We start from the raw sequence: 21,110 nt of genomic DNA, 5'->3' as shown, positions 1-21,110 counted from the left end.
AATTTCATCATCGCGCAGTCAAGTCATGTCAGCCGCTCACTCAGCGCCTGGCCTGCGAGTCCTTTGCAACGGCAGTCAGTTCCTTAATGAAGCCGACAAACATGCCGTCGACGACACGCTTGGCCGCCTTGGGCGCCGTTTCGACCGAACCCGCAGAGAATGGCGGCGCGGGCGCGTATTCCGCGAGCAGTTGCACCGCTTCGGCGTAAGGCTGGTCGCGCAATTTCGCGAGGATCGCCAGTCCAAAATCGAGCCCTGCCGTCACGCCCGCGCCCGTGATGCGATTGCGATCTTCCACCACCCGCTGGTTCACCGGAATCGCGCCAACATACTTGAGCAGATCGCGCGCCACCCAGTGTGAGGTTGCCCGATAGCCCCGCAACAGCCGGGCCGCGCCCAGCAGCAATGAGCCGGTGCATACGCTGGTCACAAGCTTCGCGCGCGCACCGCGATCCGCGAGGAATCGCAACGTGGCCTCGTCCTGCATTGCGGCCAGCGTGCCGGTTGAGCCGCCCGGGGCGAACAGGATATCGAGGTCCTTCGGGCACTCGTCGAACGTGGCCGACGGAACAATGGCGACACGCGTATCGCTCACGACGGGTTCCCGCGTCTTGGCGACCAGATGCACGGTGGCGCCCATCAGGCTCGCGAACATGTATTGCGGGCCGATCAGGTCGAGCGCGGTGAATCCGGGGTAGAGCAACATGGCGATCTGCTCCTTGCCCGCCCAGGTCGGCGGCATGCTATTCATGTCATGCGTGTCCACGGCGGGCTTGGGTGGGTCCGGTGGGGCCGCCGTTGCATCGCGGGCGGCGGCAGCGAGTATTGCGGTCAGTGCGGCGGCGTGAAACTCTCGTCGATCCATTGTGGTCTCCTTTGAATGGTGAATCTATTTTTACCCGGAGCGGGATCGTTCGCCCGCCGTTGCCGTTACTGCATTGCGCTTCCACAACGCGCAATGCGTGCACGACCGGCGATGCGGAAATCGCCAGGATTCAAGCTACAAACGCCTTGCATTGCTTGATGGATTCCGCGCAGGATTCCGCGCACGCCTTGCATTCGGCGTGCTTCTTTTCGTGCTTCCGGCATTCTTTTTCGCACTCCGTACAGGTTTCCAGCGCAATCTTGACCAGCGCCGGTGTCCTCTTCGACTGTTGTGCCGCAAGCTTCTGCAGGGCATTGCAGATGGCGAGCATCTGATTCACGGACTTCGAGCATTCCGCCATCGACTTGTCACCGTCGCCCAGCAGCACCAGACAGTGAGCGAGACACACTTCGCCCTTGGTGATACAGTCGCCCATCGCGTTCAGCAGCGGCTGATACTTCAACATGGCGGCGTGATCGTGTTTGTGAGTTTGATCGTCGGCGGCTGATGCGGACGTTGCCGCGACGGCGAGGGCTAGGACAGCGGCGGATTGAAGGGCTTCGCGACGGTTCATGGCAGTTCTCCGGTTAGGACGCAACATAGCGTGGCGCCAATTATGCGCCGGGTAGTTTTCAGTGCAGCCAGGCGCGAAGCTTTGGGCCCGTAAAGAATCTCCAGCTGGCGTCGGGTCAATAAAAAAGTCGCCAAGTTCTTCATTTCTTGGCCGCCGGGGAAGGTGGTGTTGGTGTCGATGCCGGTACGGGTCCCAGCGCCCAATCTCGAGTCAGATTCCCTTCCATTCTCCAGATGAAAAAGCAAACCAGCAACACCGTAAGGACAATTCCGGCGGCCAATGCGATCCGATCACCCCTCTGGTACGAAATGGCGGGGCGAATCGCGGGCCCAATGGTTGAACCATGCAAGGGGTTACCAAACGCAGGCTCGCCTTTGCACTCTGCCCTTGCCGCATCGGAAGGCTCCTCGCTCATAGCCGCGCTCCGGCATTGCTATTGTCCGCGCCAATTGAAATTGGCTGCGACCCCTTGACAGGTGCAGCGCTGCGACCCCATTTTTTGGCATATGCCTGTTTGCCGGGAAACTGCAGCCTCCAACCGGTCACGATCACGACCAGAAAACCGATCTGGAATAGTGCAAGCAACGTAATATCCACGACCTTGTTCTTGCTCACTGCAAGCATGTGCGTGGCCAGGAACGGTCCGAACAAACGCCAGAAAGCGGGTCTCCGCATGATGATTTCACCGGTATTCTGGAGTACGTATATGTCCGTCACATTGGCATCTTTGAATCGGAAACGATATGCGGGTAAACGCTGATTCAGATCCATCGATGCGAAGTGCAGCGGACCCAAATAGTCGAAGGTCGGCTGCCCAACCGTTTCCTGACGGGCAATCTCTCCCGCAACGTCAGGGTGAAGGGCGTCGATTCGCGCGCCCGTTGCGGCATCGAAAACGACTGGCCGTTCATCCTTGCGCGACGTGACAAACCAAGCGTCCCGATTTCCGAGCTTGCGCCATTCAATCGCCTGGACGGGGCGCGGACTTGCCGGCAGCATGCCGGCGACCAGGGTGAGCACTGCTTTGGAATCCGCAAGTATCTGCTGAGCGGGAATACCCGCGCTCCAATCCCTCGCAAAGCTGGTCTTGCCGCGGAATGGATCATTGAGGGGGCCGAGACTCAGCCAGATGTATGTGCCGGCGAAGAGTTGCATGATCAGCACGCCGCCAACAACGACACCCACTTTCCTGTGGAGGTTGCGTGCGGTAAACGGGCCCGCGCCCGTTGGCGCCGCCGGGATCGCCCGCTTGCGCCGCCACCAAAACAACAGATATCCGAAAAGCGCGAGCGTGATGACACCAGCGACGCACGCGTAGAGCAGCGCGGTCCACGGTATGACATTGTCCGTGTACTGGTTGACATGAAAGGCTTTGTACCACCAGTTAAAACTCGCAGCGTCGGCGTCGAGCCTTCGTAGCGTACGTCCACTATCGCGCGAAAGCATCAGGATTGAGGGTTGCTCACCAACCATCGTCGCGGCAACGGCGGGAACGCGATCGATCTCGTAATCGCGGTTGAACTCCCGCACCGCGTCGAGTTTGGCGATGCGGGTTCCGGCCAATGTTTCATTTGCCGCGATCGCCAAAAGTTCATCGGACAGTGGATCCAGGCGCGCACCCGTACGCGCGTCAAAGGTCATTGCCAGCGAGAACGGCGTTGGACGCACCACGTACCACAGGTGCGTCCCGCGCGCTTCGAGGCGAAGCCAGTGCACGCGCTTGATTCCATACTCGGCTGAAAGCGTCTTTAGAAGTTCCGAGGGCGCAACAATCGCCGTGTCCAGGCGAGTGTCGACGGAATTGTAGGGTTGCAGTTTGTAGACTCCCTGCAGTCCATTGGGGAGGCCCGTCGTGATGATGATCAGGGCGGCGGATGACACCACCCATCCCAACAACGGAACCGAAAAGATCAGTCCCATCCACTTGTGCCAAGAGGAAACTCTGGCCTTTGCGCTTCTTCCAAACATCGGCTCTGGATGATTCACAAGCGTGCCAGTCAGAATTGAATCCGAAGAGAACCGGTGATCGTGCGCGGCTCGCCATAGTATGTATTTAGCCGCGTGCCGCCACTACCACCGTGATCGAAATATGTCTTGTCGAGCAGGTTTTGCACATTGATCTGAGCAGTCATGAGCTTGCCGCCAAACGCTTTGAACCGATATGCCAGCAGTGCGTCCACGCGGCCATAGCCGGGAAGCTGGAACGTATTTGGCGTATCTCCCTGGCGCTGACCGCGAAGGAATATGCCAGCGCCGAAACTGAGACCTTCCGTCGCGTTGCCGGTATCGTATTTCGCCCAAATACTTCCAGAGCGGCCCGGTACCCCGGGGAGAATCTTCCCTTGATTGCCCCGGTTGTCCTTGGTGATCTCCGCCCGGTCATAAGTGAAGTTGCTGATAACGGACCAATTCCGGCCGATGCGCCCGCTGACGTCGAACTCGACGCCCCGGCTGCGCGCTTCGCCGATTGGTATGGAAAAGTTCGGATTGTTTGGGTCCCTTGTCAACACGTTTGTCTTGGTGATTTCAAACAGGGCAACCGTCGCCGTCAACTTGCCGTCGAGCAATTCGCTTTTTGTGCCTGCTTCGTATTGTTTTGCTTTTTGCGGGTCGAACGCCTCGCCCGTCGCGGATACTCCGTTGTTGGTGCCGAATGACCCCACATAGTTTCCGTAAACCGATAGCCATGGCGCCGGCTGAAACAGCAATCCCAGACGGGGGCTGAACGCTTTGTCGTTGCGCAGCACCAGCGCCTTCCATGCGTTTTCGAGTGATCCGCCGATGACATAATTGCTGCCCGTGCCATGACTGGCATCGTCGAATCGCCCTCCTGCCAGCAAATGCCACTTTTCACCAACGCGCATCTGGTCTTGAAAGTAAATACCCGTCCAATACTCTTTGCGGATGAAATAGGAGTTATCCGGTGTGCTGTTGACCAGCGTGGAAATGTCGCTATAGACGGGATTGAAAATGTCGATCGATGGGAGTGGAATGACAATTGGGCTCAGGCCAAGTCCATGGTAGTTTTGTTTCAATCCGAAGTAATCGATCCCGAGAAGCAACTGATGGTGGATTTCTCCGGTGGAGAATTTTCCGGACAAATCCAGATTTGTGGCGTATGACTTGCGATCCTGGAAAGCGCCTTGCAACGATTGCGTGAGGATGCCGGTGGTTTCATTCAGCGCCCTGGCGCCAGCATAGTGGGTGAGGTAGTCCACAGCCGTATAACCGAACCGGTGCTTTAAATTCCAGTTGTCGTTGATTGCGTAGTTCCCGTCGAAGCCGGCGAAATCCCGGTTTTGTTCATTTGGAAAATTGACCGCGATGCTCGGATTTCCGATATATCTCGATCTGGGTAAATTGGCCGGTCGATTTCCAATGGCAGGAACGCCGCCGCCGTTGGTGCCGAAGTGAACATATTCCCGGCGTTGGTATTCGAGTTCCAGGTTAAGTTCGAAGCGGTTCGAAGGACGCCACGTCAGGGAAGGGGCGATGAAGGTATTTTTATTGCTGAGGAAGTCGACAAACGATTCGTTGGTTTGATACGCGAAATTGACGCGGTACATCATTGCACCGTCATCGGTGACTGGTCCGGTGGCGTCCGCCGTCGTTCGATACAGGTCGTAAGTGCCGACCTGCTGCTGAAGTGAGTAGTAGGGTTGAGCCCGGGGCCGCTTGGTGACAACATTGACCATTCCGCCAGGCTGGATTCGTCCGTAGAGAATTGCGGCTGGACCTTTCAGCACCTCGACTTGCTCGACGTTTGCCGTCTGCTGGTCACTGAAGGACGGTTGTCTCAGGCCATTCCGATAAACGTCCGTGCCGGTATCGAATCCGCGAATCGTATAGGCTTCGTAGAACTGATATGTGGAAGGCAATACGCTGCTTACATTCTTGGTTGCGTCCTTGACGCCGATTACTTGCTGGTCGTCCATGACTTCACGCGGGATCACTTGAATCGACACGGGTGTTTCGTGTATCGCCACTTCGGTCTTGGTGCCGGACGATGCCCGCTTGGCGGTGTAACCCTTCTCCGCGGCATCTTGCACTTCGATCGTCGACATGCGAGTCACATTGGCTGCGGAAGCCGCGTCTATCTTCACCGCATCTGTGGATACAAATTGATAGCGCAATCCACTGCCGCTCAGCAGCTTGTCCAGCGCCTGCCGGGGGCTGAGATTTCCTTCGATCCGCGGTGCATTCTTGCCGGCAAGCAGTGCGGCCGGAATCTGCACCTTGATCCCGCTTTGCTCGGCGAATTTGGTCAACGCGCTTGAAAGCGGCTGTGCGGCGATGTCCACCTTGATTTCATCGGCCGCATGTGCGACGTTAAACGTGGCCGCGATCAGCGTGGCCAAGAGGGTGCGGCGGGCGACGCGAAACAGGCGCGCTTTATCGATTGCTTTTATGTACACGGAATTCTCCCTGGGGGTTTCGAATATCAATCAGTCACGCATCCGGGCGCGCGGGCGACCGACGGTGACGGGACCGACTGCATCGCAGTCAGCCGTTCACGAGCAGATCAGGAGAAAACGGGCGGTGCGTGCGCCCACGCGAACGCGTGATGGCGGGAGAGGAAAATCGGTTGGTGCGTCAATACGGGCGCGGGCTCGCGACCGATGGCGGTGGGGATAAGTAACGGATCGGCATTGCCCATCGCCAGCAACGAGGCCGAAGACAAACACCACGCGCATTCCGGGCTTTGCTTGACTTGCTTTGCCGGCGCGCCGTTATCGTCGACCGCGACGCGCACAAAACCCATGGACGTGCACAGCTCGGCAAACAGCTTCGGCTGACCCTCCGTGCGCCACGCATGCAGTGTTGGCGACAACGCGGCGAACAGCATCGCGATGGCGGCGAGCCAAAGTGTGAAGCTTGCGCGGCGAAGAAGGGTCGATTGGGTCATTGCGGGGCGGATTCTAATTCAGCCGACGCGAATTTGCATGCATATCATTGCCGCCGCATACCATCTTTGTCCACTTTCCACCGGGACGTCGAAGTCGTGCCGGCCAGCAATTTTCCGATGCAATCATTTTCGTTGGCGTGGGTTGTACGCGTGGCCTTTGATGGTGTTTCCATGAATCATTGCCGGGCGCCAATGCGGTCCAGGAAACCCGGGCAGGGGCCGCCGGGAAATATATTGACGGGTCGCGGCGTGACCCGATGCAGTCGAATGCTTTCATGCGTGTCTGCTTGCACTAAGAGTATTGACAGTGCCGACCGCATTCGCGCCGATTTTTTCTGCTGGCGGCGCGGGTTGGCATTGACAGCTTTCCGTTGTCGGGTCCACATCCGACTTCAAGGAAAACGTGTCGAGCCGGCCACCGGCAAACCATGCCGCCGAAAAATAGAAGATATACGCGGCGACCAGCGCAACGGTCAGGCTCCAGCCGAGCGCGCGCCAAAAGTAAAAAGTCTTCGATTTCGCGGCCTTTACTATTGCCTTTCCCGCGAGTGCGGGAATCAGTATGATAGAAACACTCAGCACAAGCACCACGACTTGGAAATAAATCGCGGTGAGCAGGCGCAATACATGGCCGAAACGGGATAGCGCAATCATGACAATTCCTTTGGTGAAAATGATCGTGCTGGCGAGTAAGGCGCAGGCCGCGCCAACACAAAACGCCCTCCCGGCAAAAAGCCAGGGGACTACGCGTGTGCAATGTGTAACGATCAGGAAAGGACGGGCGGTGCTTGCGCCCACGCGAACGCGTGATGGCGGGAGAGGGAGTATGAATGGGACGTGAATATCGGCGTGGACTCGAGACCGATGTCAGTGGGAACCTGAAGTGTATCCAAGCCGGGTATCGACAGCTGCGACGCGGGCGAGAGGCACCATGCGCATTCAGGGCCATGCGCGGCTTGCCTGGCGGGCATGGCGTTGTCATCCACCGCTACCTTGACGAAGCCCATCGACGTGCACAATTCCGTAAACCGCTTCGGTTGCCCTTCCGCGCGCCACGCATGCAGCGTCGGCGACAGCGCGGCGAACAGCAGCACGATGGCGGCGAGCCAAAGTGTTGCACGAGCGCGGCGATGGAAATTGAGATACGTCATGGTTGGATGGAGTCTATCGTGTCGCGGCCCAAAATGAAAATACCTAAAAACCCGCATTCGCATGGGGGGTTTCACCCACCCTCAATACGAACGGAAACGAGGTTTTAACGTGGAAGTCACGGACGCTGCGCGGCCCTCGTGCGCAGCGTCCGTGTGGACTGCTGGCCTGGACCATTGTCACCAAGTGAGCGCTTTGGTGTTGTCCTTGAAGAGTGCCCCACCGGTAAGCTCTGGTTTTCCCAGTTTCAGGCCTGGCAACAAGTCGGATTCTTTGACGCCATAGTGCTTCATGCACATGTTGCAAATCAGGACTGTCGCTCCTTTGCTCATAAGTTCGGCAAGTGCCTTTTGATGATCGGCGAATTTGGCTGAATTTGCCTTGGAACCAATCAGCACGCCTTTGTCGTTCAAGAATATTGTCAATGGATGCCCGCGTTCGTGTTGGTTCCCACCGAAAGTGATTGCCATGTTGGCACGGTGTGAATCATCGCTCGTCAAATTGATGAATAACGGGTCTGTGTCTCCTGCAAGCGCTGGCATAGCGGCCAGTGTCCCGATACACAAGGTCAGTGCGAGTAGCATTTGGGATATGAATTTCATTTGAAGCTCCTTCTAATGGTTATGAAGCTAGGGTGCGTTTTTCAAGTTGTTACGAGTTCCGGGGCGACAGATCTTGAGGAAAATGGCAATTCCCAAATTCAAGAGCCGCCATTTGGCGCGGTTCACCAGCCATTTTGTCGCTGGACGCCGCGCCAGTGCTTGCGTTTCATACAGTTTCGCTAGGTACAGTCGGCATTTTTGTCCCAACGCAGGTTACGCATTGCGGTATAACCCTGCTTCTGACCGCCAGGCCTCAGCCTGGCCGGTGACAATATCAAACCCCTACCAGCTGTACTCCGCCGAAACATAGGCAAATCGTCCCGCGTTCGGCACGCGCTGGCCAATCGCCAGTCCTCCGCCCAGCGCTGCATTGTTCACCGTGTTCCTGCCCGACAGGTGATCGGCGTAGAACTTGTCGAACAGGTTTTCGATGCCCACACTTACCTTGGCCAGTTTGCCGAACCGATACGCCGCGCGCAGGTTCAATATGCCCCAGCCGCCGGTCTCTGTTTCCGCGTTGTAAGCGGACACGTGGGTCTGGCGTGCAGCACCCTTGCCTTCGACCGCCGCATTCCACGGGCCGCTGTTGTACTCGAGGGCGAGGGTCATGCGCAGCGGGGCGATGCGGTAAAGGTTGTCATTGTTATCGCGATTCTCGCCGCGGACATAGCTCAGGATGCCATCGAGCTTCCAGGCGCCATCGAGCTGATAGCCGAACGCGCCATCGATCCCGTGAAGCTGTGCGCGAATATTGCTGAACTGCAGCACTGCAGCGTTGGCGGCACTGCGCGCGGCGACGCCCTGGATGTAGTCGTTCACCCGGTTGTAGAAAAATGTCGGCTTGAGGTACGCGCCGCCCTGCTGCCAGTCGGCACTTACCGCAAGTTGATTCGATACTTCAGGCTTGAGATCGATTTTGCCGAGATAGTTTTGGCCATCGGCGGAGCCGTAAGTTGACGACGGCTTCCACAGATAGCGTTCAATCAGGCTGGGCGAACGGGTTTTGCGGGCGATGCCGAATTCCCATGCCAGCGCGGAACCGACGGTATGGCGAGCTGTAGCGGTGAGATCCCAATTGCGGTCCGTCTTGTCGCGGCCGGCCAGATTGAACGCATCCCGCTCGGCGGTATCGCCAGCACCCATGCTGCGGGCAACCGTGCTCGCGGACGTACTGACCGTTTCGTGACGCAGCCCCAGCACGGTGCGCCATGCCGGGTCGGGTTTCGTTTCCCATTCGGCGTAAATGCCGAGGCGGTCGCGGCTCGCGTTCGGGACCAGGTCGCGAATCATGCCAGAGCCGAGGCTCTGCTGATACACATTGAAGTCGTTGCTGTGCCCATCGACGCCAACGCGGAAAGTATCGGCCCCTTTCGGCAACGTGAAGCCCAATACAAAACCGCTATCGTCACTGGTGGCGGGCGCTTTCATCCGTTGCGCGGCGGGCGTATAGGTGCGCAGGGTGAAGTTGTTCATTTCGTGGTCGATCTTGTGCTGATAGATCCGCGCCTCAACGCTGCCGGCGATGTGGCTGGCGCCGCCGCCGACATCAAACTTGCCGTTGTAGCCAACGCGTACGCTGTCCGCGTCATCCTTGATCATGTCCATGCCGAGCGCCGGTGTGCCGACGTCTTTCGATCGGTGCTGGCCGACGGACACGCCAACCTCGCCATTGCCAACTTTGATGCCTCCCTCCAACTGGTGTCGCACGCTGTCATAGCCGGTGAGCCGCGCCGTGCCGCCCGCGTATTTGAGATCACCACCCTGTAGCGTATCGCCGCTGTAGCGCAGTGCGGCGCCGCTGCCGCCAAGGTTGAGGCTCAGGTTGGCTTCGTGGCCGCTATTGGCGCCGCTGTAGCCAGCCTTGGCGCGCCCGGAGAACTCGAAGGCACCCGTGGTGCTGTAACGCGGGCCCTTGGTGTTGGCGGTCACCGTACCTGCGATGGAATCGCCGCCCTGCACTACCGAAGTGAGTCCGGCCGTGACCTGAATGGCCTCGATATCGGCAGGCGAGATGTAATGCATCGGCGGATCCATGTGATTCGGGCAGGCCGGGCTGATCTCCATGCCATCGATGCGAATCTTGACGCGGTCCTGCGAAAGTCCGCGCAACTGCAAAATGCCGGTCTGCGCGCCGTTTCGCACCACGGCTGCACCCGGCACGGATTCGATCATCGCTGCACTGTCGCGAACGGAATCGTTGCGCGCATCATCGCGGTCCACCGACGCGGCGCTCGGCAGCGCCGGTCGCGTCGCGGTGACCACGACCGGGTCAAGCGTCTTCTCAAGCGCCTTCACGTCGGCGGCGAAAGTGGTAACGGGAAACATTGCCTGGAGAACGGCGGCGAGCGGGAGAAGACGCATGGCGGCGCGCGACTTGGCCGATTTATTTTTCGTGATCGGTGCAAGTGAACCGCGGGGAATCGGTGCAATAGCGAAAAGATTGGCCGTGGCAACGCTGGTGACAACCGCGCGCGAAACCGGTCCGGAACGGGATGAATCAAACATGGAAATTCCTGTCGTAATCAACGCCACGCGGCAATGGCCGCCGGCGCAAGAGGTGTCACCGCGGCAATGCCGCGGGACGACGCTTTACAAACGATCAGGAAAGAGCGGGAGGCGCGTGCGCCCACGCGAACGCGTGATGGCGCGAAAGGGAAGCCGGAAACCGGGCTGATAGTGGCGCGGGTTCGCGACCGATGGCGGGAGGAACGTGCAGCGCATCGGCACCACCCAGCGCCAGCAGCGACGCGGGCGAGAGACACCATGCGCATTCGGGGCCGTGCGTGACTTGCCTGGCGGGCGTGCCGTTGTCATCAACCGCCACCTTGACGAAGCCCATCGACGTGCACAACTCCGCGAACAGCTTCGGCTGGCCCTCCGCGCGCCACGCATGCAGCGTCGGCGACAGCGCCGCGAACAGCAGCGCGATGGCGGCGAGCCAAAGCGTGAGACGAGCGCGGCGAAAAAAGGTCAGGCGAGTCATGGAACGGCGAATTCTATCGCATCGCAACCTGAAAAGTCGCGGATCGCCATTTGGTGCGGGTTTTCAGGTGTTTATCGCCGGGAAGCCGCACCAGTGCTTGAGTTTGGCATCTGGCGCGGGTAGCCACTCTACTTATCGGTATCTGGTGAGATACGCGGCAACTCCGCCGCGATCAACTTGAGCCCGGCGCGCAGCAGGTCATCGTAGCGCTTGCGTTCCGCCGCCGCGGACTCCTGCGTCCAGCGATAGAACCCTTCGCCGGTCTTCATGCCGAGTTTCCCGGCGGACACTTTGTCGCGCAGCACTTTGGCCGGCACGGTCGCGGCCGAGAGCGAGGGATACATGGTTGTGGCGGCGGCTGCATGGACTTCCACGCCCGCGTGGTCGCGTTGCAGCACCGGGCCCGCCGCGAGGAAACGAAAACCGAAGCCGAAGCGCACCGCATTGTCCACATCCTCGGCGGTGGCGATGCCGTCATCGATCATGGCAAACGCTTCGCGGGCAAGCGCGTGCTGCAGGCGATTGGCGAGAAATCCGGGCAGGTCTTTTTTGACGATGACCGGTACCATGCCGCAGGCGCGCATGAAGGCCGCGAGTGTTTGCGCATGCGCGGGATCGCTGGTCTTGCCGAGGATGACTTCCACCAGCGGCACCAGGTGCGCCGGCATGAAGAAATGCAGTCCGAGCATGCGTGACGCCGTATCGAGATTGGCGGCGATGGCGCTGATGGGAAAGCTGGAGCTATTGCTGGTGAGCAGTGCATCGGGCCGCGCGCGGCGCACCAGTTCGGCAAACAACGTTTGCTTGATATCGAGGCGCTCGGGAATGCATTCGATGACCAGATCAATTTCGTTCCACGGTACTTCATCGAGCGATGCGCACGCCGACAGTTTGCCGAGGCGGTTGGCGTAACCGAGATCGGTCATGCCGCGCGCGAAATAATCCGGCAACAATTTACGCCGCGCGTCGGCGGCTTCGAGCACGATGGTCTTGCATCCGGCGCGCGCCAATACCAGCGCCACATCGGCGCCCATGGTGCCGCCGCCGACGACCAGCGCGGCGGAACGTGACGGTGCGTCAAGCATGTTTGCCCTCCGTGGCAAGAATGGGCGCGGTCCGGTTCATCTCCGGCAGCATGAAATCAAAATCGCAACCAATGTCCGCCTGCGTGACGCTGGTCTGGTATAGCTTGCGATAGCCGTGAGCGGGCATGTTGGCCAGCGTCGGCGGCGGCGTCCATGCAGCAAGGCGTGCGGCCATTTCGTCGTCGCTGATTTCCAGTGTCAAGGTTCGCGCCGAAACATCCAGGCTGATCATGTCGCCGTTGCGCACGGCGGCGAAAGGTCCCCGTTCCGCCGCCTCGGGCGTGATGTGCAGCACGATGGTGCCGAACGCAGTGCCGCTCATGCGCGCATCCGACATTCGCACCATGTCCTTCACGCCCGCCTTCGCCAGCTTTTTCGGGATAGGGATGTAACCGGCCTCCGGCATGCCGGGCGCGCCTTTGGGGCCAATATTCTGCAACACCAGCACGTCATCCGCCGTCACATCGAGATCATCGCGGTCGATGCGCGCGGCAAGATCCTCGATGCCGGTAAATACCACGGCGCGGCCACGGTGTGTCAACAGTGCTGGTGTCGCCGAGGAATGCTTGATGATCGCGCCGCGTGGCGCGAGGTTGCCTTTCAATACCGCAAGCCCGCCCGAGTGAAAGATCGGTGACATCGCAAGGCGGATTACCTTGCGCGTGGCGGGCACGTTGGCGGCATCGATTTCCTCGCCCAGCGTGCGACCGCTCACCGTCATGCAATCCAGATGCAGCATCGGCTTCAATTCTTTCAGCACCGCCATCAGGCCGCCATCTTCATAGAGATGCTCCATGTAATGCGCGCCGCTGGGTTTCAGATCGACCAGCACCGGGATGTTTCGCCCGAGTTGATCGAACGCGGCCAGATCGATGGCGATGCCGAGGCGCGCCGCGACCGCCGTGAAATGAATCAGCGCATTGGTGGAACCGCCGATCGCGTGCAGCACGATCAGTGCGTTGGTCACGGACTCGGGGGTGAGAATGTCTTTGGGCATCAATGGCGCCTTGGTCATCTCCACGATCCGGCGTCCGGTCGTCTCCGCGTGGCGAAAGCGCTCTGCATACACCGCCGGAATCGCCGCCGCCCCAGGCAGGCTCATGCCCGCCGCTTCGACCATGCAGGCGATGGTGCTGGCGGTGCCCATCACCATGCAGGTGCCGGTGGTCGGCGCCAGTTTCGCGTTCACTTCATCAATCTCGGCTTGATCGATTTCACCCGCGCGATATTTCGCCCAGAAGCGCCGGCAATCGGTGCACGCACCGAGGCGCTCGCCCTTGTGTTCGCCGGTCAGCATCGGCCCGGTGGGAATGACGATCGACGGAATATCCAGTGAGGCCGCCGCCATCAACTGCGCCGGAATGGTCTTGTCGCAGCCGCCGATCAGCACCACCGCATCGACCGGCTGTGCGCGCATCATTTCCTCGGTATCGAGCGCCATCAGGTTTCGAAGGTACATGCTGGTCGGGTATGCGAATGATTCGCCGATCGAAATGGTCGGGAACACAAACGGCATGCCGCCCGATTGCATTACGCCGCGCTTCACCGCTTCGATGATCTGCGGGACATTGCCGTGACAGGGATTGAAATCGCTGTAGGTATTGGTAATGCCGATGATCGGGCGATCGAGCGCATCGTCGGTAAAGCCCATCGCCTTGATGAACGCTTTGCGCAGGAACAGCGAAAAGCCGCTGTCCCCATAGGAGGTGAGGCCTTTGGTGAGGCCACGTCCGGTCTTCGTTGTCATAGGACTACTCGAGTTTGATATTGGCGTCTTTCGCGACCTTGGTCCACTTGTCGATCTCCGCCTTGATGCGCTTGGCGCTATCCGCCGGATTCAGATAACCCGTGACTACACCTTGCGCTTCCATGCGTGCCTGCGTATCCGGCGCGGCCAATACCTTCTCCAGCGCGGCGGTGAGCTTGGCGACGATGGCAGGCGGCGTCTTGGCGGGCGCCAGCAGCCCGAACATCGATGTCACAATGAAGTCCGGCAGCCCCGCTTCGGCGGCAGTGGGTACATCCGGTAAATTGGCGGAGCGCGCCGGCAACGCAACCGCCAGCGCGCGAAGGCTGCCCGCCTTGATGTGCTGCAGTGATGCCGGCATGGTTTCAATCATGCTTTGCACCTGTCCGCCAATGAGGTCATTCATCGCCGGTCCGCTTCCTTTGTATGGCACGTGCAGCATATCGAGCTTGGTCATCGACTTGAATAACTCACCCGCCATATGTTGCGGCGAGCCATTTCCCGACGACGCATAGGAAACGCCGGGATTGGCCTTGGTGTACGTCATCAGTTCCTTCAGCGTCTTCACCGGCATTTTAGGATTGACCACAAACACCAGCGGCACCTGGCCCACCACGCCGATCGGCACGAAGTCCCTGGCGAGGTCGAATGAAAGGTTGGGCTGCAACGCGGCGTTGATCGAGTGGCTGGTGAGCGCGCCCAGCAACAGCGTGTAGCCATCGGCAGGTGACGTTGCGGCGGCGCCGGCACCAATCGAACCAGTCGCACCTGCGCGGTTGTCGACGATGAGTTGCTGCCCCAGCGCCTCGGACATTTTCAGCGCGACGATGCGGCCGATCACATCGGTGGCGCCGCCTGGCGGATAGGGAATGATGAGTTTGATCGGCTTGGCGGGATAGTCCTGCGCCGACGATATGCCGGGCAAGGTCGCGGCCGCCAGCAACGCGCTGACCGAGAGCAGAACAAGAGTGACGCGTCGAACCGACTGCATAGCCTGACAGAACATGGGAATCCTCCGGTGTTGTTTGTGATGATCAATGCGTGGGCTGGCCTTCACCGCCCGTGCATCATATGCGCAAAGATTAACAGAACCAGGTTTCCTGCCATTGAGGGCGATCAGGAATGTCTAAATGTTGCGTCCAACCACAGTGCCGGGTTCGCGCAATTGATAGACCCCCGGCGCGTGCGGTGACACCTTGAATGTCGGCTTACGACCCGCGGCAGCCTGTCAGCTTTCTCCGAAGCCGACACTCAGCGACCGGGAGCGATCTCGACGAGACATCGGTGACACTACTGCAAAATGAACTCGCCATACACACCAGTTGACGAAGATATGCGGGGCCACCGTATCAATGCAAAAATCATGCAACGCCGTCAGTATCCGCTGCCGAAAAGTGGATTAGTATTTCAGCGCAATAGAACGCAGATCGCCAGTTGGCGCGCCTATCATGGCATAAAGTCCCGGAAAGCCGCACCAGTACTTGAGTTTCGGTACGCCGCCTGTCGGCACGTTGCGCGCGTGAGCCAATGAGTCGCCGCTTGACGAGGATCAAAACGCACGCAGATGGTTGCGCGTAGCGTGGTACTCACAAATCCCGAAGGGGACAGCCATGACAAACGCGCTAACCACCATCCGCTGGGAACATCATTCAATCGAGTCCGTGCTGCACGCGCTCGCCTATTTTGTCGATCAGATGTGGGCGGGCAAGCGCGCGCCGGACAACAAGGTATTCCGCGCGATGTTGCAGTACATCGATCTGTTCGCCGAGCATTTGCATCATCCGAAGGAAGATCGCCACCTGTTCCGGCGCCTGCGATTGCGCACGCACCAGGCGGACGATTTGCTGGATTTGCTGGAAGCGGATCATCGCGCGGGCGCGGAAAAAATACGCCGCCTGCAACAGGCGTTCATGCGCTACGACGAAGGCGGGCCCGCCTACTTCTACGCCTTTGCGATGGCGTTTCGCGACTATGCGCGGTTCTATCGCGCGCACATGCGCTGCGAAGAGGAGATGCTGTTTCCGCTGGCGGAGAGTATGCTGACTGATGATGACTGGCGTGAAATCGACGCCGCGTTCGCCGGGCATGGCGACTTTCAGGTTTCACCACAGACCAAACACGATTTGGATAATTTATTCGACCACATTCTGAGCATCACGCCCGCGCCGATTGGCACGGCGCCCGAGCTCGTGGGTGCATTTCGCCGCCTCGCCTGAGGCCGACGCCGGATGAATGACCGTCCCTGGTTGCGCTATTACGGTACGGTGCCGCACAGCCTTTCCTATCCGGATCTCACGTTGTACGAGGTTGTCCGTGCGACCGCCGAGCGGGTGCCTGATGCGATCGCGTGGGATTTCTTCGATACCACGCGCAATTACCGGCAATTTATCGATGACATCGATCGCTGCGCGGACGCGCTGGCCGCCGTCGGGCTGAAGGCGGGTGACCGGATATTGATATCGATGCCGACATCGCCGCAAGGCGTGAGCGCTTTCTATGCGGCCAATAAGCTCGGCGCGCTGCCGGCGATGATTCATCCGCTCTCGACCGCGCCCGAAATCGAGCGCTACCTGAATATCAGCAAAGCACGCATTGCGCTCACGCTCGATGCGTTCTACGCCACCTTTGCCGATGCCAGGCCGGAACTGCCGCTCCTTACGCTCATCCTCGCGCGCATTCCCGATGCGCTTTCGCCGAGGAAGCGATTCGGATTCTGGCTGAAGAAAGGGCGGCATATTCCGCGGGTACCAGCGGATTCGCGCGTCCGCTGGTGGGCAGAGCTGATGGATGGGCGTCATCCCGTTGCGACCCGCGCGCTGGCCGGCACCAATGATCCTGCCGCGATCCTGTTTTCCGGAGGCACGACCGGCGTGCCGAAAGGCATCGTGCTATCAAACCGCAACTTTATCGCTGAAGGCATGGGCGTCGCGACCTGGGGTGGCGTTCGCGATGGCGATTCCATTCTCGCCATCCTGCCGATATTCCACGGCTTCGGACTGGCCGTGTGTATCAATTCCGCGTTCATGGCGGGCGGGAAATCGATCCTCGTGCCGATATTCACGCCAAAAATCGTGGCCACGCTGATCCGCACCAAGCGACCCAATTTGCTGGTCGGCGTGCCGACGCTGTATGACGCGCTTTCCCGCGACCCATCGCTTCAGCACGCTGATTTATCCTGCCTGCGGGCCACGTTCTGCGGTGCCGACAGCCTGCCGCGTCCGGTAAAGGAACGATTCGAAAAGCTGGTCCATGCGCGCGGTGGCCATGTGCAATTGCTGGAAGGCTATGGGCTTACCGAGGCCGTGAGCGGCATCATGGCGACTCCGGTGGGGGAATATCGCGAAGGCTCGATCGGCCTGCCGTTTCCCGACATGCTCGCCAGCATCTGCCGCATCGGCACGACCGAAGCGCTTCCTCCCGGCGAAGAAGGCGAGATCTGCATAGCCGGCCCGGCGGTGATGATCGGTTACCTCGATGAACCCGAGGCGACGGCTGAGGCCTTGCAGGTGCACGCCGATGGCCGCACCTGGCTGCACACGGGCGACCTGGGGCGGATGGACCGGGATGGATTTTTCTACTTCACGGCGCGCCTCAAACGCCTGATCAAATCATCCGGCTTCAATGTGTACCCGGCGCAAGTTGAAGCCGTGCTCTATCGGCATCCGCTGGTCGAGGAGGCGTGCGTGATCGGTGTGCCGGACGCGGAACAGGTGGAGCGGGTCAAGGCCGTGGTGGTATTGAAAGACCCGGGAATGGCGAATGCGGAAACGGAAAAAATCCTCATGGAATTCTGCCGTGCCACGCTCATCAAGTGGTCGTGCCCGCGCGAGGTTGAATTCCGGCGTGCGCTGCCAATGACGCGTGTCGGCAAAATTGATTACAAGGCGTTGGTGGCGGAACATGTGCACAAGCCAGACGCAGCAGGGGAGTAGCCTGCACAGAATAACTGACGCACCCTCGATCCAACTTTCCTCTGACCAGGACCTGCCATGCAATCAGAACCACCCACCCAACACGGCGGCGACCGCGTTGCCACCGCGCTAAAAGCGCACGGCGTGCGCACCATTTTCACGCTCTGTGGCGGGCATATCTCGCCGATCCTCACGGCATCGAAGGCGCGCGGCATTCGCATCGTCGATGTGCGCGACGAAGCGACGGCGGTATTCGCCGCCGACGCGACCGCGCGGCTCTCGGGCATCCCCGGCGTCGCGGCCGTGACAGCCGGTCCCGGCATCACCAACACCATCACGGCGCTTAAAAATGCGCAGCTCGCGCAATCACCGGTGATCCTGATCGGTGGCGCGGCGCCCACCGCGCTGCAGGGACGCGGCGCGTTGCAGGATATTGACCAGCGCCCGCTGGTGAGTCCACACGTGAAACTGTTTCGCAAGATTTTGCGGGTGAGTGATCTCGGTCCCGGGGTCGACGAAGCGTTCGCCATTGCCCGCGCGGGTGTGCCCGGCCCGGTGTTTATCGAATGCCCCGTGGATTTACTTTACGACGAAGCCACCATTCGCCAGTGGTACGCCGACGCAGCCGGCAAGGGCACGTCGATTGCCGACCGGCTGCTGCGTTTCTATCTGAACCGCCACGTCGAAAAAATGTTTTCGGGAAGCAAGGAATTCGCCGCACCGCAAGTGCAACCGGTGACGCCACCCCGTGCAGCGGATTCGAGTGTGCAGGCGACGCTCTCCGCGCTGGCGAAGGCCGAGCGGCCGCTGCTGGTGATCGGCAGCCAGGCGCTGAGTCTTTCGGCGGAAGCTTCTCGGATTGCCGAAGCAGTCGCGAAACTGGGGATTCCGGTGTATCTGTCGGGCATGGCACGCGGTCTGCTGGGGCGCGACCATCCCTTGCAGATGCGCCATCAACGGCGCGCGGCGCTGCGCGAGGCGGATTGCGTGCTGCTCGCTGGCGTGCCGTGTGATTTTCGGCTCGATTATGGTCGTCATGTGCGGCGCAAGGCCACGCTGATCGCCGCCAATCGCAGCGCGAAGGAAGCGCGCATGAACCGGCGGCCCGACATCGCCGCCATTGGCGACGCGGGCCTGTTCCTCGAAACGCTTGCGGTCGGATCGACGGCAAACAACGGCGGCTCGCGCGGGACGCAATGGCTCGATCAACTGCGTAGCCGCGATGCCGTGCGTGAGACCGAGATCGATCAGCAGGCGGCACCCACCGGCAGTTACGTCAACCCCATCGCATTTTTTCGTGCACTCGAACGCGAGGCCGGCGACAACGCCATCCTGGTGGCCGATGGCGGTGATTTCGTGGCGACGGCATCGTACGTCATGCATCCGCGCGCGCCGCTCTCCTGGCTCGATCCGGGCGTGTTCGGCACCTTGGGCGTTGGCGCGGGCTTCGCGCTCGGCGCGGCGGTTTGTAAACCGGATAGCGAAGTGTGGATTATTTTCGGCGATGGCGCGTGTGGTTACGGCCTGGCGGAATTCGATACTTTTGTGCGTCACGGCATCCCGGTGATCGCGGTGGTCGGCAACGATGCCGGCTGGACGCAAATCGCCCGCGAACAGGTAAAGATGCTGCACGACGATGTCGCCACGGTGCTCGCGCGCACCGCGTATCACGAGGTCGTGGCGGGTTTCGGTGCGGAAGGTATCCTCGTGAAAAACATGGCTGAGGTGCCTGCGGCGCTGGCACGCGCACGCGCGCTGGCAAAGGCCGGCAAACCGGTGCTGGTGAATGTGTGGCTCGACAAGACCGAATTTCGCGACGGCTCGATTTCGATGTGATGGCAGGAAAAGTAGCGATGTTTTCGCTGAGTCGCTCGGCCCATGGGCGTCCTCACCCGAACGGTGAGAGATGCAAAGCCCTTCTCCCTCGGGAGAAGGGTTGGGATGAGGGGAAACATCGCCATGAATAATGAAAACCAAATCTAGGAGCAACGAATATGCGCCCACGTCACCTTGAAGCACATCGCACCGATCGAATCGGCTGGCTGCGCGCCGCGGTATTGGGCGCCAATGATGGCATCGTCTCCACTGCGAGCCTGATCGTCGGGGTGGCCGCCGCGCATACCAGCCACAGCGCGATATTGGTTACCGGGGTCGCGGGACTGGTCGCCGGCGCCATGTCGATGGCGGCGGGCGAATACGTCTCGGTCTATTCGCAGGCGGATACCGAGAAGGCGGATATCGAGCGTGAACGCCTGGAACTGGCGGCGGATTCAGCCGGCGAACACAAGGAGCTGGCCGCCATCTACATGGGCCGCGGGCTGGATGCGGCGCTCGCCAAACAGGTCGCAGAACAGCTGATGGCCCACGACGCCCTCGGCGCGCATACCCGCGATGAACTGGGCATCTCGCACGCGCTGGCCGCACGCCCGCTGCAGGCGGCGCTGGCGTCGGCGGGCAGTTTCGCCGTTGGCGCGGTCATGCCGCTGCTGGTGACTGTGCTGGTGCCCGAGGCGATGCTGATCTACGCCGTTTCCGGTACGTCGCTGGTATTCCTCGCGCTGCTCGGCGGCATTGCCGCGCGGGCCGGTGGCGCACCGGTTATGACCGGCACCATTCGCGTGACATTCTGGGGTGCGCTGGCCATGGCGTTGACAGCCGGTGTCGGTGCAATGTTCGGTGCGGTGGGTTGATCCGCGCGCCGAAAAACCGGACCGTGACGATTCACTGTCGCGATAAAGTCTGTCGGGAATGTCAAGCGCGGCTCGTAGGCAATTTGTGAATCGGTGAATCCGCAAAGTCTGATGGGACTTCCACCTTGTCAATTTATCCTCGCATCGACCACGGTCTCAAGGGCGAGCGAATATCTTCTGGAGGCGCGAACTTCCGCTTACGACCCACTCCAGCCGGTCAGTTTTCTCGGAAGCGGACATTGGCGGTCGAACTAAACGCCGTTGTGATTCGCATATTCCGCAAGGAGCGAATGATAGGGGCCTAACGTGAATGTTGTCGTTGTGCACGCCAAAATGCAAAAAAAATAGCGCTGGTAAGCAACTGCAGAAGTAACTGCCAGAACCATCCAATAAGAATGAAGCCAACTACGGCCAGCGCTAATGTGGCGATTGCCACAACGAGCAGAGGCATATTTACCATTAGGGCAGCGAAAATCAGAGCGACACATAAGAACGTGATGCCCTGAAGAACTGTAGCGAGTTCAATATTCATGCCGACAGACCATTCTCAGCCATAGGAAATATTAAGCATTGAATTGACTGCCCACTTCTGGCCGGC

At 60.0% G+C, this 21,110-nt stretch carries 18 protein-coding genes; 4 read left to right on the top strand and 14 right to left on the bottom strand.

Annotated elements, in window-relative coordinates; genetic code table 11:
• Positions 1-40: 40 nt before the first annotated feature.
• The 13 genes from IPP88_14410 to IPP88_14350 form a co-directional block, all read right to left on the bottom strand.
• Positions 41-865: a DJ-1/PfpI family protein gene (locus IPP88_14410; GenBank protein MBL0123857.1), complete on the bottom strand. Its 825-nt coding sequence runs from the start codon at positions 863-865 to the stop codon at positions 41-43.
• Positions 866-995: 130 nt separating this feature from the next.
• On the bottom strand, positions 996-1,439 hold the full coding sequence (locus tag IPP88_14405; GenBank protein MBL0123856.1) for a four-helix bundle copper-binding protein: 444 nt from the start codon (positions 1,437-1,439) through the stop codon (positions 996-998).
• Positions 1,440-1,850: 411 nt separating this feature from the next.
• The gene (locus IPP88_14400; GenBank protein MBL0123855.1) at positions 1,851-3,359 is read right to left on the bottom strand and encodes a hypothetical protein; all 1,509 of its coding nucleotides are present in this window, start codon (positions 3,357-3,359) and stop codon (positions 1,851-1,853) included.
• Positions 3,360-3,436: 77 nt separating this feature from the next.
• Positions 3,437-5,854, bottom strand: coding sequence for a TonB-dependent receptor (locus tag IPP88_14395; protein ID MBL0123854.1), 2,418 nt, complete (start codon positions 5,852-5,854; stop codon positions 3,437-3,439).
• A gap of 107 nt (positions 5,855-5,961) precedes the next feature.
• Entirely contained in the window at positions 5,962-6,345 is a 384-nt protein-coding gene (locus IPP88_14390) for a DUF2946 family protein (GenBank protein ID MBL0123853.1), read from the bottom strand.
• 273 nt (positions 6,346-6,618) lie between these two features.
• Complete coding sequence (locus IPP88_14385; GenBank protein ID MBL0123852.1) at positions 6,619-6,999, bottom strand: hypothetical protein; 381 nt, start codon at positions 6,997-6,999, stop codon at positions 6,619-6,621.
• A gap of 113 nt (positions 7,000-7,112) precedes the next feature.
• Positions 7,113-7,496, bottom strand: coding sequence for a hypothetical protein (locus tag IPP88_14380; protein MBL0123851.1), 384 nt, complete (start codon positions 7,494-7,496; stop codon positions 7,113-7,115).
• A gap of 177 nt (positions 7,497-7,673) precedes the next feature.
• Entirely contained in the window at positions 7,674-8,096 is a 423-nt protein-coding gene (locus tag IPP88_14375; protein MBL0123850.1) for a DsrE family protein, read from the bottom strand.
• Positions 8,097-8,378: 282 nt separating this feature from the next.
• Entirely contained in the window at positions 8,379-10,601 is a 2,223-nt protein-coding gene (locus tag IPP88_14370; GenBank protein MBL0123849.1) for a TonB-dependent receptor, read from the bottom strand.
• A 94-nt stretch (positions 10,602-10,695) separates the two neighbouring features.
• Positions 10,696-11,079 (bottom strand): hypothetical protein, encoded by a 384-nt coding sequence (locus tag IPP88_14365; protein ID MBL0123848.1) that lies wholly within the window; start codon positions 11,077-11,079, stop codon positions 10,696-10,698.
• Positions 11,080-11,207: 128 nt separating this feature from the next.
• The gene (locus IPP88_14360; GenBank protein ID MBL0123847.1) at positions 11,208-12,164 is read right to left on the bottom strand and encodes an NAD-binding protein; all 957 of its coding nucleotides are present in this window, start codon (positions 12,162-12,164) and stop codon (positions 11,208-11,210) included.
• Positions 12,157-13,911, bottom strand: coding sequence for a dihydroxy-acid dehydratase (locus IPP88_14355; protein MBL0123846.1), 1,755 nt, complete (start codon positions 13,909-13,911; stop codon positions 12,157-12,159). The genes IPP88_14360 and IPP88_14355 overlap by 8 nt, the downstream gene beginning before the upstream one ends.
• Positions 13,912-13,915: 4 nt before the next feature.
• Entirely contained in the window at positions 13,916-14,917 is a 1,002-nt protein-coding gene (locus IPP88_14350; GenBank protein ID MBL0123845.1) for a tripartite tricarboxylate transporter substrate binding protein, read from the bottom strand.
• A 604-nt stretch (positions 14,918-15,521) separates the two neighbouring features.
• Here IPP88_14350 and IPP88_14345 point away from each other — a divergent pair.
• The 4 genes from IPP88_14345 (at position 15,522) to IPP88_14330 (ending at position 20,512) form a co-directional block, all read left to right on the top strand.
• On the top strand, positions 15,522-16,127 hold the full coding sequence (locus IPP88_14345) for a hemerythrin domain-containing protein (GenBank protein MBL0123844.1): 606 nt from the start codon (positions 15,522-15,524) through the stop codon (positions 16,125-16,127).
• Between the two features lie 12 nt (positions 16,128-16,139).
• Positions 16,140-17,843 (top strand): AMP-binding protein, encoded by a 1,704-nt coding sequence (locus IPP88_14340; protein ID MBL0123843.1) that lies wholly within the window; start codon positions 16,140-16,142, stop codon positions 17,841-17,843.
• 57 nt (positions 17,844-17,900) lie between these two features.
• On the top strand, positions 17,901-19,658 hold the full coding sequence (locus tag IPP88_14335; protein MBL0123842.1) for a thiamine pyrophosphate-binding protein: 1,758 nt from the start codon (positions 17,901-17,903) through the stop codon (positions 19,656-19,658).
• A gap of 158 nt (positions 19,659-19,816) precedes the next feature.
• Positions 19,817-20,512, top strand: a complete 696-nt coding sequence (locus IPP88_14330; protein ID MBL0123841.1) for a VIT family protein — start codon at positions 19,817-19,819, stop codon at positions 20,510-20,512.
• Between the two features lie 301 nt (positions 20,513-20,813).
• Here IPP88_14330 and IPP88_14325 read toward each other — a convergent pair whose 3' ends face one another.
• Complete coding sequence (locus IPP88_14325; GenBank protein MBL0123840.1) at positions 20,814-21,044, bottom strand: hypothetical protein; 231 nt, start codon at positions 21,042-21,044, stop codon at positions 20,814-20,816.
• Between the last annotated feature and the right edge of the window lie 66 nt (positions 21,045-21,110).

This window comes from Betaproteobacteria bacterium (assembly GCA_016720925.1).
GTDB lineage: Bacteria > Pseudomonadota > Gammaproteobacteria > Burkholderiales > Usitatibacteraceae > UKL13-2.
The sequence above is the reverse complement of the archived record's forward strand: the minus strand, read 5'-3'. Positions and strand labels throughout refer to the sequence as shown.